The organism is Bifidobacterium sp. LH_730 (genome assembly GCF_056355835.1).
In genome coordinates this window covers 109,918-125,674 of record NZ_JBKETB010000002.1, presented here as the reverse complement: position 1 = coordinate 125,674, position 15,757 = coordinate 109,918, and the positions used below count along the sequence as shown (strand labels likewise).

General features: G+C 64.0%; 8 protein-coding genes and 4 CRISPR repeat arrays. Of the genes, 1 reads left to right on the top strand and 7 read right to left on the bottom strand.

All coding sequences use genetic code 11. The features are described from left to right. Positions 1 to 27 precede the first annotated feature (27 nt). The 7 genes from AC1AUD_RS03240 to AC1AUD_RS03210 all read right to left on the bottom strand — a co-directional run bounded on the left by AC1AUD_RS03240 (position 28) and on the right by AC1AUD_RS03210 (position 13,967). The gene (locus tag AC1AUD_RS03240) at positions 28 to 273 is read right to left on the bottom strand and encodes a hypothetical protein (protein WP_476572031.1); all 246 of its coding nucleotides are present in this window, start codon (positions 271 to 273) and stop codon (positions 28 to 30) included. Positions 274 to 470: 197 nt separating this feature from the next. Next, positions 471 to 5,077: direct repeats of the CRISPR family, unit length 29 nt; unit sequence GTGTTCCCCGCCCATGCGGGGATGATCCC. 92 nt (positions 5,078 to 5,169) lie between these two features. Further along, a CRISPR array of direct repeats spans positions 5,170 to 5,687; the repeat unit is 29 nt. A gap of 93 nt (positions 5,688 to 5,780) precedes the next feature. Next, a CRISPR array of direct repeats spans positions 5,781 to 6,117; the repeat unit is 29 nt. A gap of 555 nt (positions 6,118 to 6,672) precedes the next feature. Next, the gene (locus AC1AUD_RS03235; RefSeq protein ID WP_476572029.1) at positions 6,673 to 6,924 is read right to left on the bottom strand and encodes a type II toxin-antitoxin system RelE family toxin; all 252 of its coding nucleotides are present in this window, start codon (positions 6,922 to 6,924) and stop codon (positions 6,673 to 6,675) included. An 8-nt stretch (positions 6,925 to 6,932) separates the two neighbouring features. Beyond that, positions 6,933 to 7,154 (bottom strand): hypothetical protein, encoded by a 222-nt coding sequence (locus tag AC1AUD_RS03230; RefSeq protein ID WP_476572027.1) that lies wholly within the window; start codon positions 7,152 to 7,154, stop codon positions 6,933 to 6,935. A gap of 24 nt (positions 7,155 to 7,178) precedes the next feature. Beyond that, positions 7,179 to 7,307 (bottom strand): hypothetical protein, encoded by a 129-nt coding sequence (locus AC1AUD_RS03225; RefSeq protein WP_476572025.1) that lies wholly within the window; start codon positions 7,305 to 7,307, stop codon positions 7,179 to 7,181. A 43-nt stretch (positions 7,308 to 7,350) separates the two neighbouring features. After that, positions 7,351 to 8,905: a CRISPR direct-repeat array (repeat unit 29 nt; unit sequence GTGTTCCCCGCCCATGCGGGGATGATCCC). 1,103 nt (positions 8,906 to 10,008) lie between these two features. Continuing rightward, complete coding sequence (locus AC1AUD_RS03220; RefSeq protein ID WP_476572023.1) at positions 10,009 to 11,307, bottom strand: glycoside hydrolase family 125 protein; 1,299 nt, start codon at positions 11,305 to 11,307, stop codon at positions 10,009 to 10,011. Positions 11,308 to 11,697: 390 nt separating this feature from the next. Further along, positions 11,698 to 12,216 (bottom strand): NUDIX hydrolase, encoded by a 519-nt coding sequence (locus tag AC1AUD_RS03215; protein ID WP_476572021.1) that lies wholly within the window; start codon positions 12,214 to 12,216, stop codon positions 11,698 to 11,700. A gap of 155 nt (positions 12,217 to 12,371) precedes the next feature. After that, the gene (locus tag AC1AUD_RS03210; protein WP_476572019.1) at positions 12,372 to 13,967 is read right to left on the bottom strand and encodes an aminopeptidase P family protein; all 1,596 of its coding nucleotides are present in this window, start codon (positions 13,965 to 13,967) and stop codon (positions 12,372 to 12,374) included. Positions 13,968 to 14,086: 119 nt separating this feature from the next. On the opposite strand from AC1AUD_RS03210, the gene AC1AUD_RS03205 reads away from it, so the two are divergent. Further along, on the top strand, positions 14,087 to 15,751 hold the full coding sequence (locus AC1AUD_RS03205; protein ID WP_476572018.1) for a bifunctional folylpolyglutamate synthase/dihydrofolate synthase: 1,665 nt from the start codon (positions 14,087 to 14,089) through the stop codon (positions 15,749 to 15,751). Positions 15,752 to 15,757: the final 6 nt, after the last annotated feature.

The following is a 15,757-nucleotide window of genomic DNA, read 5'->3' as shown; positions in this document are numbered from 1 at the left end:
CTCGGCCGTATACCGCAATTCAAACATTCACACGCCCGCCTTGGCGAGAATGGCATCCATGTGAGCGCGCGATTCCTCGGGCGTCCGACAAACAATCTCCCCGGGCAAAACGTCATCGGTCTTGCCCAACAAGTCGGGGCGACGCAATGCCTTGCTGAGCGGAAAATCACGTAGCTCGGCATAAATGCTGCTGCCCTCGTCCTTGGCCACGGTGCCGGCAGCCATGTAAACATCGTAATCAAAGGCAACGGAAACCTGTTCAGCAGATGTCATGACGCACCACCTTTCACTTGACATCGATTATATCGGCGCACGATTGATGTTCTGTGGTCGGCGTATGGCATAAAGCTAGTGACGTGTTCTGAAGGACACGCGCCTCCCCTTGGAGTGCGTCTTCTTTCCAATGACAAACTGAATATAATCCATCGATGACGTTATTATTTTCATTGGGATTACAACGTTTTCCAAGTGTGTTCCCCGCCCATGCGGGGATGATCCCACGGCCATGCAGCCCATCAGTCCCGGAGAGGGGTGTTCCCCGCCCATGCGGGGATGATCCCAGTTGGGCGAACTGTTGGAGGTATGGTGCGGCCGTGTTCCCCGCCCATGCGGGGATGATCCCTCGACGTAGCAGTCCGGGTCGGCTCCGAGCTTGTGTTCCCCGCCCATGCGGGGATGATCCCCTCGAACAAGGCGGGAACTTCACCGGACCACGGTGTTCCCCGCCCATGCGGGGATGATCCCGGACAAAAAATATTTGAAAAACGGCGGAATACGTGTTCCCCGCCCATGCGGGGATGATCCCAGCTTGTCGAGCAAGTAGGGCGTTTGGTTGGGGTGTTCCCCGCCCATGCGGGGATGATCCCACGCCAACTGTGGGTTGGTGGTTACAACGGCCGTGTTCCCCGCCCATGCGGGGATGATCCCTACGGTAGGCAAATCGCCATCAGCGGCACAAAGTGTTCCCCGCCCATGCGGGGATGATCCCCACAATTGGAGCGCCGTCAACTACACGGACCCGTGTTCCCCGCCCATGCGGGGATGATCCCCAGCGCGGAGGCGAGCTGGGCGACCAGTTGCGGTGTTCCCCGCCCATGCGGGGATGATCCCATGCCGTTCACGATGCTCCAGCTCACCAAGGAGTGTTCCCCGCCCATGCGGGGATGATCCCATGCCGCTCATCGTGACGGCCGACCAAAAGACGTGTTCCCCGCCCATGCGGGGATGATCCCAGCGTCGTCAACCTTCTCCGCCAAAGGAACAAGTGTTCCCCGCCCATGCGGGGATGATCCCTGGAACGACTGCCACACGTCCAATTGGATGTAGTGTTCCCCGCCCATGCGGGGATGATCCCCACTCGAAAAACGTTCGCACTGTGGCCTTGTAGTGTTCCCCGCCCATGCGGGGATGATCCCGGCACCACATCCTGCTCCGTGCTGTGCACGGCGTGTTCCCCGCCCATGCGGGGATGATCCCGTGACAGTGAACATAAGCGTTGACGCGCACGGGTGTTCCCCGCCCATGCGGGGATGATCCACCCGCCGGCCGACTTGGCGCGTGCCACTTGCGGTGTTCCCCGCCCATGCGGGGATGATCCCACGGGAGTGCATGTCAGCGGCAGAGAGCTCAAGTGTTCCCCGCCCATGCGGGGATGATCCCGCGCCACCAGGCAGCTGGTCGAGAGTCTGACGGTGTTCCCCGCCCATGCGGGGATGATCCCATGGTCTCTCCGTAGTGCTTCGTGAGGCTTGCGTGTTCCCCGCCCATGCGGGGATGATCCCATCAGAAGCTACTACAGCTACCCGTGGAACTGGTGTTCCCCGCCCATGCGGGGATGATCCCGCTTCGAACGGTATCGTCCCGCGTTGCACCATGTGTTCCCCGCCCATGCGGGGATGATCCCCGCTCGTTCCGTTCACGGTGACCACGGTTCCGGTGTTCCCCGCCCATGCGGGGATGATCCCAGCGGCAACATCGGAGGCGTCGAATTCCGAAAGTGTTCCCCGCCCATGCGGGGATGATCCCCGGCAAAGCCTGCGGTGATGACCGGCGTGACAGTGTTCCCCGCCCATGCGGGGATGATCCCCAGCGGCGCTCGGCCATCTGAGAAACCTTCGCGTGTTCCCCGCCCATGCGGGGATGATCCCAGACTGAAGAACTGCGGTTTGAACGGCATGGCGTGTTCCCCGCCCATGCGGGGATGATCCCGCTGGCTATCACGGCATATGCGAACGTTTCCTGTGTTCCCCGCCCATGCGGGGATGATCCCGGCGTCATCCAGGTCACCACAACCGAGATCGAGTGTTCCCCGCCCATGCGGGGATGATCCCAGATCTTCGATGGTCTTGGGGCGATCGTCGTCGTGTTCCCCGCCCATGCGGGGATGATCCCTGTTCATGGGGAGCAATGGAGCAATCAATGTTGTGTTCCCCGCCCATGCGGGGATGATCCCCGGCCGGGAACGTTGAGGAACTTCAGGTGGGTGTGTTCCCCGCCCATGCGGGGATGATCCCATGCCAAGTCTAAACTCCCACCGACTCAACATGTGTTCCCCGCCCATGCGGGGATGATCCCTTCGAAAACTGGACCGGGCGGTCCTGGGTCCAGTGTTCCCCGCCCATGCGGGGATGATCCCATGAAAGTCGCCATGGCCCTGCATAACACTAAGTGTTCCCCGCCCATGCGGGGATGATCCCGGCTGGTCTTCGGATGCGTCGGGTTTGACGGTGTGTTCCCCGCCCATGCGGGGATGATCCCAGATCGTCGGCCTTGCCGTCCACATAGCATCCGTGTTCCCCGCCCATGCGGGGATGATCCCCCGTTCTGCTGGGTACGGGTTTCGCGCAGGTAGTGTTCCCCGCCCATGCGGGGATGATCCCGCCACGGCCGCGCGGCTCGGACCGATGTCCACGTGTTCCCCGCCCATGCGGGGATGATCCTGACCAGCCTGAAAACCCGGCCAACCCGGGAAGGTGTTCCCCGCCCATGCGGGGATGATCCCGGGTCGCAGTCGACGGTCAGCTCGATGTTCGCGTGTTCCCCGCCCATGCGAGGATGATCCCGGCTTTCCATGGCCATGATGGGTTGCCGTCATGTGTTCCCCGCCCATGCGGGGATGATCCCCCAGGGAGCACGTCTGCGATGACTGGCTGGCCGTGTTCCCCGCCCATGCGGGGATGATCCCAAACCACGAAGGAGGTGCAGGACATCTGGTACGTGTTCCCCGCCCATGCGGGGATGATCCCCGTTGTTGACGATCATCAGCTGGGGGAGGTTGGTGTTCCCCGCCCATGCGGGGATGATCCCGGTTGGGATGGCAAATCGAATCCACCCAACTTGTGTTCCCCGCCCATGCGGGGATGATCCCAGACCATCGCCCTGCACGGGGATATCCAAGGCGTGTTCCCCGCCCATGCGGGGATGATCCCCCAATCGGCACCTCGACGGATGACGCCAAGACGTGTTCCCCGCCCATGCGGGGATGATCCCGTGGTCACCGACGACACCACGGCCGTGAACAAGTGTTCCCCGCCCATGCGGGGATGATCCCGGCACCATCGCTTGGAAGGCCGGCAGGAACGTGTGTTCCCCGCCCATGCGGGGATGATCCCAATTCCGGTGGTTTGCTCCCCTGATTCCAAGACGTGTTCCCCGCCCATGCGGGGATGATCCCGTTGCGTCACACGGTTCTTGGCCGCGTTGAGGGTGTTCCCCGCCCATGCGGGGATGATCCCAGCGCCGGAAGAAGGCCCAGGAGGAACGCGAGGTGTTCCCCGCCCATGCGGGGATGATCCCCGACGCGAGGAAGACGTGTGGAAGTGGCTGTGGTGTTCCCCGCCCATGCGGGGATGATCCCGCAGATGACTCGCCCGTTCTGCCGGTACCATAGTGTTCCCCGCCCATGCGGGGATGATCCCGGCGAGGATGCTGTCGCCGAGCTTCCAGATCTGTGTTCCCCGCCCATGCGGGGATGATCCCCCGGCGGCAGCTTATCGACCTTGCCGTCCTCCGTGTTCCCCGCCCATGCGGGGATGATCCCACCAAGGCGTCTCCGGTGGAGATTCAGGGCCTGTGTTCCCCGCCCATGCGGGGATGATCCTTTGTCGGCTGGCTCGAAAACCGTGGTAATGATGTGTTCCCCGCCCATGCGGGGATGATCCCATCGAGGCGCAGCAGACATACGTCAGCGTCGAGTGTTCCCCGCCCATGCGGGGATGATCCTTTGTCGGCTGGCTCGAAAACCGTGGTAATGATGTGTTCCCCGCCCATGCGGGGATGATCCCATCGAGGCGCAGCAGACATACGTCAGCGTCGAGTGTTCCCCGCCCATGCGGGGATGATCCCAGGACGCCATGAAGCGATCTGTGAACCCGCATGTGTTCCCCGCCCATGCGGGGATGATCCCAGTCGTTGCCCCATGCAGCTATCTCGGCCGCGGTGTTCCCCGCCCACGCGGGGATGATCCCAAGACCGTCGGAACGGTTGTGGATGGCGTGTTGTGTTCCCCGCCCACGCGGGGATGATCCCTTCAGGTGGCACACGTCGCCGGGCCCGTATTCGTGTTCCCCGCCCACGCGGGGATGATCCCTATTCGGTGTACGGCTACATGGCCATGGCCGCGTGTTCCCCGCCCATGCGGGGATGATCCCAACATCACGGCGCCGGCCGCGCTGGACGCCATGTGTTCCCCGCCCACGCGGGGATGATCCCTGGGCGCGGGGTCTTTCCGGGGCCCTGTCGTTGTGTTCCCCGCCCACGCGGGGATGATCCCCACCGCGCTGCGCGCCCTGAACAATGCCTACGCGTGTTCCCCGCCCACGCGGGGATGATCCCACTGAGACCGGTCAGGTTGTTTTCGGTGCCGAGTGTTCCCCGCCCACGCGGGGATGATCCCGCCTCCTCGAGCGCGACGATGTATGGCATCAAGTGTTCCCCGCCCACGCGGGGATGATCCCTTGTCGCCCTTGAGCGTGGCGAGGCTTGCCTTGTGTTCCCCGCCCACGCGGGGATGATCCCTTGTCGAGCTCGTGGTTCACGAGAGCCGAGGGGTGTTCCCCGCCCACGCGGGGATGATCCCGAACTATTGTCCGGGAAACCGGAGGAAGGAGAGTGTTCCCGCCCACGCGGGGATGATCCCAAGGATCCGCACGCGCCAATCGGCACGCTATCAGTGTTCCCCGCCCACGCGGGGATGATCCCGGGTGGGACGGTCTCGTCAAGCTGTCCGAGGCGTGTTCCCCGCCCACGCGGGGATGATCCCAGCCCCTACCTGCGCGACTGGCTCGAACGCTGGTGTTCCCCGCCCACGCGGGGATGATCCCTGGCGTACACTGGGGAAAATCTTGCAACCGCAGTGTTCCCCGCCCACGCGGGGATGATCCCCGGCACATGGCAGCGGTGCCGTTGTCGAGTCCGTGTTCCCCGCCCACGCGGGGATGATCCCCCACCCAACTTCTAGTACGACACGCCGATGACGTGTTCCCCGCCCACGCGGGGATGATCCCGAGCGGCGCGCGTTCACGGTTCCGGAGATGAAGTGTTCCCCGCCCACGCGGGGATGATCCCGCGACTCCAACCACACGGCCGCCATCGACCTCGTGTTCTCCGCCCACGCGGGGATGATCCCGGGGTGTCGCCGAGCAGCGACGTTTCGAGCGAGTGTTCCCCGCCCACGCGGGGATGATCCCGCGGGCACGGGAGGCTCCCGCTGCCGGAACATGTGTTCCCCGCCCACGGCGGGGATGATCCCCGTCGCGGGTGATTTCGTGGCAGTGGCGCGCGGTGTTCCCCGCCCACGCGGGGATGATCCCTGTTCGTAATCGGCGACGGTATTGAGGTCGAATGTGTTCCCCGCCCACGCGGGGATGATCCCAAGTTCCTCCACCGCGCCGGCAAGGCCGGTACGTGTTCTCCGCCCACGCGGGGATGATCCCTCCGCCGCTCCGACCATGTCGTTGATGGGCCAGTGTTCCCCGCCCACGCGGGGATGATCCCAGTGTGGCACTCGCCTTCTGCATAAAGCTTGAGGTGTTCCCCGCCCACGCGGGGATGATCCCTAAGTCCATTTTGACGATGGCGACGTGTGACAGTGTTCCCCGCCCACGCGGGGATGATCCCGGGCGGGCCGGAAGCAGCAAAAGCACCCTCATGTGTTCCCGCCCATGCGGGGATGATCCGCAGGCCGCGTTGCCTGCCTGGTCGACCCCGATGTGTTCCCCGCCCATGCGGGGATGATCCCGAACATGATGCCCAGCGCGCCCAGCTGCCACCGTGTTCCCCGCCTACGCGGGGATAATCCCGCGAGCCGGAATATGAGCCGCCATATGCCGTCGTGTTCCCCGCCCACGCGGGAATGATTGAGGAGGTCTCGCAAGTTCGACACTTCCAGCGCGTCGCCAAGCTTGACGACGTTCCTAAATCTCACGTCGTCCATCGGCCGGGACTCCATTCGCGCTAGCAGCGTCCGGTTTATCCCGGTTTTCTCGGCTAGTTGCCTTTGCGTCAGTACTTGGGACTCCCGTATTTCCTTGAGTCCCATTGTGTGACCTCTTTTTGTCGGCCTCATCGGACGACATGACCAATGCGCATCACTAGTGCATACCTGTGCAAACGCCGGCGTGTCGCACTAGTAACACAACGCCGGTCACCCAAGAGAGCAACCGGGCCACGTCATCACTTGTATACCTCGCGTCGATGGCCGACATGCACCACGTCAACCGTCACGACATCATCCTTCAGCCGACACACCACGCGATAATCGCCCACGCGGTAACGCCAACCCGACAGATTGCCCACGAGACGCTTGCCCGTGTAACGCGGGTTGTCGCATCCGGCGATATGCTCGGCCATCCAGTCAAGCACGCGCCGCTGAACCTGCCTATCGAGTTTCTTCAGGTCACGCCGCGCGCTCTTGGTATATTCCACGCGCCAACTCATAGGCCCAGTTCTTCGCGCAACTCGGCGTCGGTATATCGAGTTCCGTCATCCTCGGCGATGGCATCGGCCAACGCCTTGGTATCCTCGGCATCCTCGATATACTCGGTCACCCACTCCTCGATCTTCTGGTACAGGCTCACGCCCTCGGCACGCGCGACGGACTCGCCGGCATAATACTTATCGACGCTGATGGGCACGTCCATAGTCACCATAGGCATAACGCCGCCTCCTTTCGCTTGATGTCAATTATATCGACGCACGATTAATGTTTCGTGGCTGGCGTATGGCATCAAACCAGCGGCATGTTCCGAAGGACGCACCTCCCCATGGGTGGTGTCTTCTTTTCCAACGACAAACTGAATATCATCCATTGATGACGTTATTATTCTCATTGGGATTACAACGTTTTCCAAGTGTGTTCCCCGCCCACGCGGGGATGATCCCATCGACATCGCGGAACAACAGAACGACAAACGGTGTTCCCCGCCCACGCGGGGATGATCCCCATCCGCGCGTGGCTTTGAACTTCCATCCGCCGTGTTCCCCGCCCACGCGGGGATGATCCCCGAACCCATCTCACGGGACCCCTCCCTCGAATGTGTTCCCCGCCCACGCGGGGATGATCCCCCGCATGGCGACCCCGCCGCCGTCGTAACCACGTGTTCCCCGCCCACGCGGGGATGATCCCACGTTCTTGTCGAGTCCGTTGGCGCTGATCCAGTGTTCCCCGCCCACGCGGGGATGATCCCTTGATTGTGGTTGAGTCCGGGCGCGTCCTTCCGTGTTCCCCGCCCACGCGGGGATGATCCCAAGAACGTGTGGGATTTGACCAATTCGACGTTGTGTTCCCCGCCCACGCGGGGATGATCCCACCGTCGTGAGTGTCGGCGATAACGAAGAGCTGTGTTCCCCGCCCACGCGGGGATGATCCCGCCCGTCGAAAGGTTCTATCCACTCATCGCGCGTGTTCCCCGCCCACGCGGGGATGATCCCTCGATCCAAGAATCAGTCAAACGACTCCTCGAGTGTTCCCCGCCCACGCGGGGATGATCCCGCGGTGGAGACTGTGACGGTCGGATCGGAAACGTGTTCCCCGCCCACGCGGGGATGATCCCACATAGATCGTTCCTGGGGCCAGTTTCATTGTGTGTTCCCCGCCCACGCGGGGATGATCCCTGGTGCGCCCGTTCTGGCCCGGCGGCGACTACGTGTTCCCCGCCCACGCGGGGATGATCCCTTCCTCAGACTCTCCCGAGCATCGACTAATATGTGTTCCCCGCCCACGCGGGGATGATCCCAGGACATGGAACAGCGCCGCGTCGTGGCCATGGTGTTCCCCGCCCACGCGGGGATGATCCCCGTTGCACGTAATAGCCGTATCGCAGCCAGTAGTGTTCCCCGCCCACGCGGGGATGATCCCACGGACATGGCGAAAATCGACGCCGCCATCAAGTGTTCCCCGCCCACGCGGGGATGATCCCCACCTGCCGCCATCTGACCGAGTTCCTGCGCCGTGTTCCCCGCCCACGCGGGGATGATCCCCAGCACGAACAAGCCGCTGTTTCTAGAACCGAGTGTTCCCCGCCCACGCGGGGATGATCCCCAGCGTGCAAGCAATACGGTGGTACCTTCTTGGTGTTCCCCGCCCACGCGGGGATGATCCCGAGGTCAACGTGCCCCAAGGGGACGACGAACGGTGTTCCCCGCCCACGCGGGGATGATCCCATAGTCGAACTCAACCCCGAGCTGAAGGGCTCGTGTTCCCCGCCCACGCGGGGATGATCCCGTCAAGATCACCGGCACTGTCGACGCGTCGAAGTGCTCCCCGTCCACGCGAGGATGATCCCAAGAACTACCGGACGGGCCAGAAGGAAGCCATGTGTTCCCCGCCCATGCGGGGATGATCCCAGCACTTCAAGGAATACGTGAGGCAACTTCGCGTGCTCCCCGCCTACGTGGGGATGATCCCATCACCGGCTACACGATGCCCACCATCCTGTTGCGCTCCCTACCTACGCGGGGATGATCCCACGAATAATCAAGACGGGACTGTGCCGCCTCAGTGCTCCCCGCCCACGCGGGGATGATCCCGTGACCGAATTGTTTGACGTGGGCCGCGTCTGGTGTTCCCCGCCCACGCGGGGATGATCTCCGAAGGTGTGGATGCACCTGACATGGCGCCAAGTGTTCCCCGTCCACGCGGGGATGATCCCACGACTGGCGAACGGACCACCGGCTACGATCCGTGCTCCCGGCCCACGCGGGGATGATCCCCGACCAAGACGACTCCGCCTGTGGCTGCGGCTCGTGTTCCCCGTCCACGTGGGGATGATCCCATGGCGTCCGACTGCTCCGGCGTTACCATCGAGTGTTCCCCGCTCACGTGGGGATGGTCCCCACTTCTTGGCGCGCTCGGTCTCGCATTTCTGGTGTTCCTTGCCTATGCGGGGATGATCCCCAGCAATTCGCGGGCGGGCTGCCATCCCGCATATGTTCCCTGCTTACGCGGGATGATCCCATCCGGCAGTATGTGGCGATGTCATGCACCATGTGTTCCCCATCCATGCGGGGATGATCCCATCACCGGCTACACGATGCCCGCCATCCTGTTGTGTTCCCCGCCTACGCGGGGATGATCCCTGCCAAGCGTGCAAAGCAAGATAGGCGTGCTCGTGCTCCCTGCCTACGTGGGGATGAACCCACGAATGATCAAGACGGGACTGTGCCGCCTCAGTGTTCCCCCGTCCATGCGGGGATGATTCCCACTGGTCGAACGTTACGTTCTCCTTCGTCACGTGTTCCCTGCGCACGCGGGGATGTCCTCGTGACCCGTGAGAACTTGGAAGTAGCCATCGGCGTTCCCCGCCCATGCGGGATGATCCCGACTGCAAGGAACAGGGTCGCAAGATCGTCAAGTGTTCCCTGCCCGTGTGGGAGGGGGCTTGGTCTGGCCACAAGCCGTCTAAGAAAACAGCCGCACCTCCGCCCTAAACATATTCTTCGATACCCATGCGCGCACCGCTCCGCCGGCGTCGCGCGCGAGACCGGCGGAGCGGCACACGACGCGTCTCGTCAGCGCTTCACGCGGATGCCGAAATAATCCATGACCAGCTCGCAGAACATCATGTTCGACCATGAGAACCACGGGCGGGTGTATTGGGTCGGATCGTCCACGCACACGCCCTCGTGCATGAGATTCGTACCCGCGTCGATGGCGACGAGATTGTCGAGGATCGCGGCCTTCTCCTCGTGCGACGGGCTGGTCAGGCCTTGGATGGACAGTGCGATCGGCCATACATATCGCTCGGGCGTATGGGGCGAGCCGATGCCGCGCGCGAACTCACCCTCGTAATAATACGGATTCTCGGGCGAGAGCAGCGTGCGTCTGGTGGCGAGATACAACGGATCGTCGGAATCGCAGAAACCAAGATACGGCGCCGCCATAAGGCTCGGCACATTCGAATCATCCATGAGATTGGCGTGGCCCAGTCCGTCGACCTCATAGGCCCAGATCGTCTCGCCGGCGGCGTTCGTCGTCGTGCCGTGAGCGGCCAGTCCCTCGTCGATGGACCGGCGCAGCGCCGCGGCCCGCGAGACCGTCGCGGCGTCCGGCACGATGTCGGCGAAGATGCGCTCCAGATATCCCATCGCCACCGAGGCGAACATATTCGCCGGCACCAGATAATGGTAGTCGCACACGTCGTCGCTGGGGCGGAAGCCGGACCAGGTCATGCCGGTCTGTGCCACCGGCGTGCCCCTGCCGTCGTGTTCGAGCGAGTCGATGGCGGGGCCGCCCTCGCGCACGAACCGATACGACGAGCGTCCCTCGTGATCGGTTTCGGTTTCGAACACATCGAGGATGCGCCGGACGCCCGCGGCGAATTCGTCGTCGAAATGGTCGGCGCGCCCGGTGTTCGCATGCAGCAGCCACGCGAGCTGGATCGGATAGCACAGCGAATCCACTTCGTATTTGCGCTCCCATACCCACGGACTGCGGAAATCGCTGCGGTCGCGCGGATCCCAGGCCGACTCGTCGGGTTTTTCGTTGAAGGCGTTCGCATACGGGTCGATGGTGATGTAGCGGAATTGCTGGCGCACGAGTCCCGCGATCATGTCCGCCAGATCGGGGTCGTGCTCGGCGATGACCAGATAGGGGCGCACCTGCGCGGTCGAGTCGCGCAGCCACATGGCCGGGATGTCACCGGTCAGCAGGAAGGTCGTGCCGTCCTCGTGCCGGTTGACGGTGGTGGTCAGCGTGTTGGCGAAGGCCGCGTTGAAATTCTCGGCCCAGCGGATGTGCTCGGCGCCGCACAGTTCGGTGATGCGGTCCATGAACGCCTGGACGGATGGGGGAACGGCAGCGTAGGGCATGGCTTTCCTTTGCGTGAGGTGGGTCGTTATCGTGTTATGTCGGCCTTCCTTGGCCTGCGACTTATTTTAGTAAGAGATATGAATATATTCACTGCGGAAATACGCGGTTCGTCGTTACCTGTGCGCCGGTATATGGCATGCGGGCATCGCTTGGTGCCGTCAGCGTTGTCTCCGCGCCGGTAAGCGGCACGTGAGGAACGGTGAGAGCATGCCCAGCGTTACCCACGCGCCACTTACCGGCGCGGAGACAACGCTGAGAGGTTTGAGTGTTACTTACACGCCGCATATTGGCGCGGCGGTAACGCCAAACGGCCTCCTGGCGTTACCGCCGCGCCGATAAGTGGCACATGGGTAACGCCAGGAGACTGTGGGGGAATGCCGGGAGCGGGCTCAGTGCAGCTGGCCGTCGAAACGGAACATCGCGTGCGCGTCGCCTTTGGCCTTGTTCTCCAGATACCGGTGGAAGATGGCGAGGCGCTCGACGGTGCTCTTTGCCAGCGGCTCGGGAAGCTGGTCGAGCGGGAACCAGCCGACCGAGAGGCTTTCGTCGTCGCCGACATAGGGGGCGGTGTTGCCGTCGGGCTTGGGTTCGCACAGGAACGAGACGTCCATGTATTGCACCTGGTCGCCGTTAGCGTAGGTCATCGGCTGGCCGGAGGTGACGGAGACCAGATCGGTGACGGTCGCGTCCACGCCGGTCTCCTCCTTGATCTCGCGCACAGCGGCGTCGGCCGGTTGCTCGCCCGGGTCGATGATGCCGTAGACCATCGCCCACTCGCCGGTGTCCGCGCGCCGGCCGAGCAGGATATGCCCCTTGCCATCGAGCACGCAGGCCGTCACGCCGTGCAGCCACAGCGGGTCGTGGCCGATTTTCTTGCGGAGGTCCAATACGAAGGGAGGCGTTGCCATTTTTATTTCCTCACTTAAGTTTTTGTCATCCTGAGCGGAGCCCGTAGGGCGGAGTCGAAGGATCTCAATCGGCTGGGAATAAGATCCTTCGACTCCGGCTTCGCCTCCGCTCAGGATGACAGTTAGGTACCGCTCAGGATGACAGGGGAACGGTTTTACTTGGACTGCTGAGCGGAACGCCGCATCCACGCCTCCACATCCTCGACGGTCTTGGGGATGTCGACGGAGATCCATTCGGGGCCGTGCTCGGTCATGAGCACGTCGTCCTCGATGCGCACGCCGATGCCGCGGAATTCCGGCGGCACCAACAGGTCGTTCTCCTTGAAATACAGTCCCGGCTCGATTGTGAAGATCATGCCCGGGCGGATCTCGGCGCCCTGATACGACTCATAGCGGGCCTGCGCGCAGTCGTGCACGTCGAGGCCGAGATGATGCGCGCAGCCGCAGGCATGCCAGCGGCGGTGCTGCTGGCCCTCGGGGGAGAGGGATTCCTCGACGCTCACCGGCAGGATGCCCCAAGCGTGCAGCTGCTCGGCCAGCACGCGCATCACCGCATGGTGGATATCGGAATAGGTCGCGCCCACCTGCGCGGCCTCGAAGCCGGCGGCCTGCGCGCGCAGCACGGTTTCGTAGATCTCCTTCTGCAACGGCGTGAACTTGCCGTTGGTCGGGAAGGTGCGCGTGATATCGGCCGTGTAGAGGCTGTCGGTCTCCACACCGGCGTCGATGAGCAGCATGTCGCCGTTGCGCACGACGCCCGTGTTGCGCATCCAGTGCAGGATCGGCGCGTGCGGGCCGGAGGCGATGATCGTGTCATATCCGACCTCGTTGCCGTCCTCGCGGGCCACCGAATTGAACGCGCCCTCGAGGATGCGCTCGGAACGCGGCTGGTCTACCGCCGCCGGCAGCGCGGCGAGGATACGGTCGAAACCGCGCTTGGTGGCGGCCACGGCGCGACGCATCTCGCCGATCTCATACTCGTCCTTGACCATGCGCGCCTCGGAAGCGAATTCGTGCAGCTTGTCGTCGGCGGCCGTGTTGCGGTCAGGATCGGCGAAACCATTGGCCTGGCGCACGCCCTCGACCATCGCGGTGATGGCAGGATCGGCCTCGCGGATCACGCGCACGCGCACCGCGCCCGCCTGCGAGCCGACATCCTTGCCCAGCGCATCCGGCAGCTGCGCGATGTCATGCGTCTCGATGCCCGTCATCGCCGCCAATTCCTTGAGGCCGGCGCGCGGGCCCACCCAGTACTCGCCATAATGCGCGTTCATGTAATAGTCGGCGGTCGAGTTATCGGCGCGCGGCGCCACGAACAGCTCGGGGACATGTGTCATGCCGGCCTTGGCCTCCTCGCTGCCTTCGGCCACCGGATTGAGCACGAGCACGGCGCCCGCCTCGTAATCTTGGCCCAGACCCGTGTAATAGGCGAAGGTCGTGTCGGGGCGGAAGGCGTAGTCGCAGTCGTTCGCGCGCACCTTGGGCGTGCCGGCCGGAATGACCAAGCGTTCGCCGACGAAACGCTGTCCCAGCGCCTTCAAACGCGCCGGCGTGAACTTGCTCGACGCCAGCGGCTCGATGGCCGGCTCCTGATTGTCCCAACCGGTGGTCATGAACTCGCGGAACGCGTCGCCCGTCGGGCGCAGCGTGCGGTTGTTCACACGATCCTCCGTCGGCTGGTCGTCGCCGGGGGCCATCGCGCGTTCGCGCGCCTCGTACTCCCGGTCCTTGTCGGTGATGACGTCACTCATCTTCGCAACTCCTCAATATATGGCGTTCGGAATAATCCGCACCCATACTACCGCCAGCGGCGCGGCATTCGGCTAGAATGGGTGGCGTTTCAAGCATCGAGAGGAAACCGCGAACCCTTATGTCATTCGAGCATCCGAACCGCAGCAACGAGACCATCCGTGACGTCGAGCTGGACATCATGTCCCGCCCGCCCGAGCACAGCACCACCAACCTCGACCTCGACCGGATGAGCATCATGATCGACCTGTTGGGCCACCCCGAGCAGTCCTTCCGCGTCATCCACATCACCGGCACCAACGGCAAGGGTTCCACCGCGCGCATGGCTGAGGCGATTTGCCGCGCCTACGGACTGCGCACCGGCCTCTACACCTCGCCGCATCTCGAACGCGTCAACGAACGCATCGCCATCGACGGCCAGGAGCTTTCCGACGACGATTTCATCGACGCATGGGACCAGATCAAGGACCTCGTGGCGATGGTCGACGCGAAGATGGCCGAGCAGGGGCGCGGGCCGATGAGCTTCTTCGAGGTGCTCACCTCGATGGCCATCTGGAAGTTCGCCGACGCCCCGGTCGACGTGGCCGTCGTCGAGGTCGGCATGGGCGGCGCCTGGGACGCGACCAATGTGCTTGACGCCGACGCCGCGATCATCGGCCCGGTCGACATGGACCATATGGCTTGGCTCGGCGACACCGTCGAACAGATCGCAGGCGAGAAGGCCGGCATCATCAAGCCCGGCTGCACCGCGGTCATCGGCCCGCAGCCGCATGAGCAGGAGGTCATGCCGATTCTGGAGGCCGCCGCCGTCAAGGCCGGCGCCACGATGCTGCGCGACGGAGAGGAGCTTGAGGTCGCCGACCGCATGCCCGCCGTCGGCGGCCAGGTCGCCACGCTCATCACACCGCGCGGGCGCTACGAGCAGGTGCCGGTCGCCAAATTCGGCGAACATCAGGCGCATAACGCGCTCGCCGCGCTCGCCGCCGCCGAGGCCGTGATCCCCGTCTCCGGCGCGCTCGACGGCGATCTCGTGGCCGAGGCGCTGTCCGGCGTGCGTATCCCGGGACGCATCGAACAGGTGCGTTCCTCGCCGACGATCATCGTCGACGGCGGCCACAACGTCAACGCCGCCGAATCCCTGCGCGCGGCCATCGAGGAGAACTACAGCTTCGAGCAGTTGGTCGGCGTCGTCGCGATGATGCGCGACAAGCAGGTCGAGGAATATCTCGGCGTGCTCGAACCGGTGCTGAGCCAGATCGTCGTCACCGAGAACTCGTGGCGCGAGCGCGTCATGCCCGCCGACGAGCTCGAGGCCATCGCCGTGCGCGTCTTCGGACGGGAGCGCGTCGTCTGCGAGCCCGATCTGCCCGATGCGATTCAGGCGGCCGTGAATATGGTCGACGAATCCGACGAGCTGGGCGTGGGATACGGCCGCGGCGTGCTGATCTGCGGCAGCTTCGTCACCGCCGGCGACGCCCGCCGCATGCTCAAGGAGCAGATTCATCCCGATCTGACCCGTCCGAAGGACGAGCGCGGGGAGAACGCGTCCGACATCGCCGGAGACACGACCGCCGCCCATCCGGCGATGGTCGAGCCCGACGCGCGCCCCGGGACCCGCCCCGACGCCGACGAGGATTTCGAGACCGACGCGAACCCCGATTTCGGCGACTATGATTTCGGCGACTTCGGCGCCACCCAGTTGCGCGAAGCGGCCGAGGAAGCCGAACGCGCCGAAGCCGCGGCAGCTGCGGAGGGCGAGTCCGAGGGCGATGCCGACGCGGAGTAACAGGCC

Excerpts from the sequence above, each read along its gene's own strand:
- AC1AUD_RS03240 (WP_476572031.1), bottom strand. The coding sequence starts at position 273 with ATGACATCTGCTGAACAGGTTTCCGTTGCCTTTGATTACGATGTTTAC.
- AC1AUD_RS03230 (WP_476572027.1), bottom strand. The coding sequence starts at position 7,154 with ATGCCTATGGTGACTATGGACGTGCCCATCAGCGTCGATAAGTATTAT.
- AC1AUD_RS03225 (WP_476572025.1), bottom strand. The coding sequence starts at position 7,307 with ATGGATGATATTCAGTTTGTCGTTGGAAAAGAAGACACCACCCATGGG.
- AC1AUD_RS03220 (WP_476572023.1), bottom strand. The coding sequence starts at position 11,307 with ATGCCCTACGCTGCCGTTCCCCCATCCGTCCAGGCGTTCATGGACCGC.
- AC1AUD_RS03215 (WP_476572021.1), bottom strand. The coding sequence starts at position 12,216 with ATGGCAACGCCTCCCTTCGTATTGGACCTCCGCAAGAAAATCGGCCAC.
- AC1AUD_RS03210 (WP_476572019.1), bottom strand. The coding sequence starts at position 13,967 with ATGAGTGACGTCATCACCGACAAGGACCGGGAGTACGAGGCGCGCGAA.
- AC1AUD_RS03205 (WP_476572018.1), top strand. The coding sequence starts at position 14,087 with ATGTCATTCGAGCATCCGAACCGCAGCAACGAGACCATCCGTGACGTC.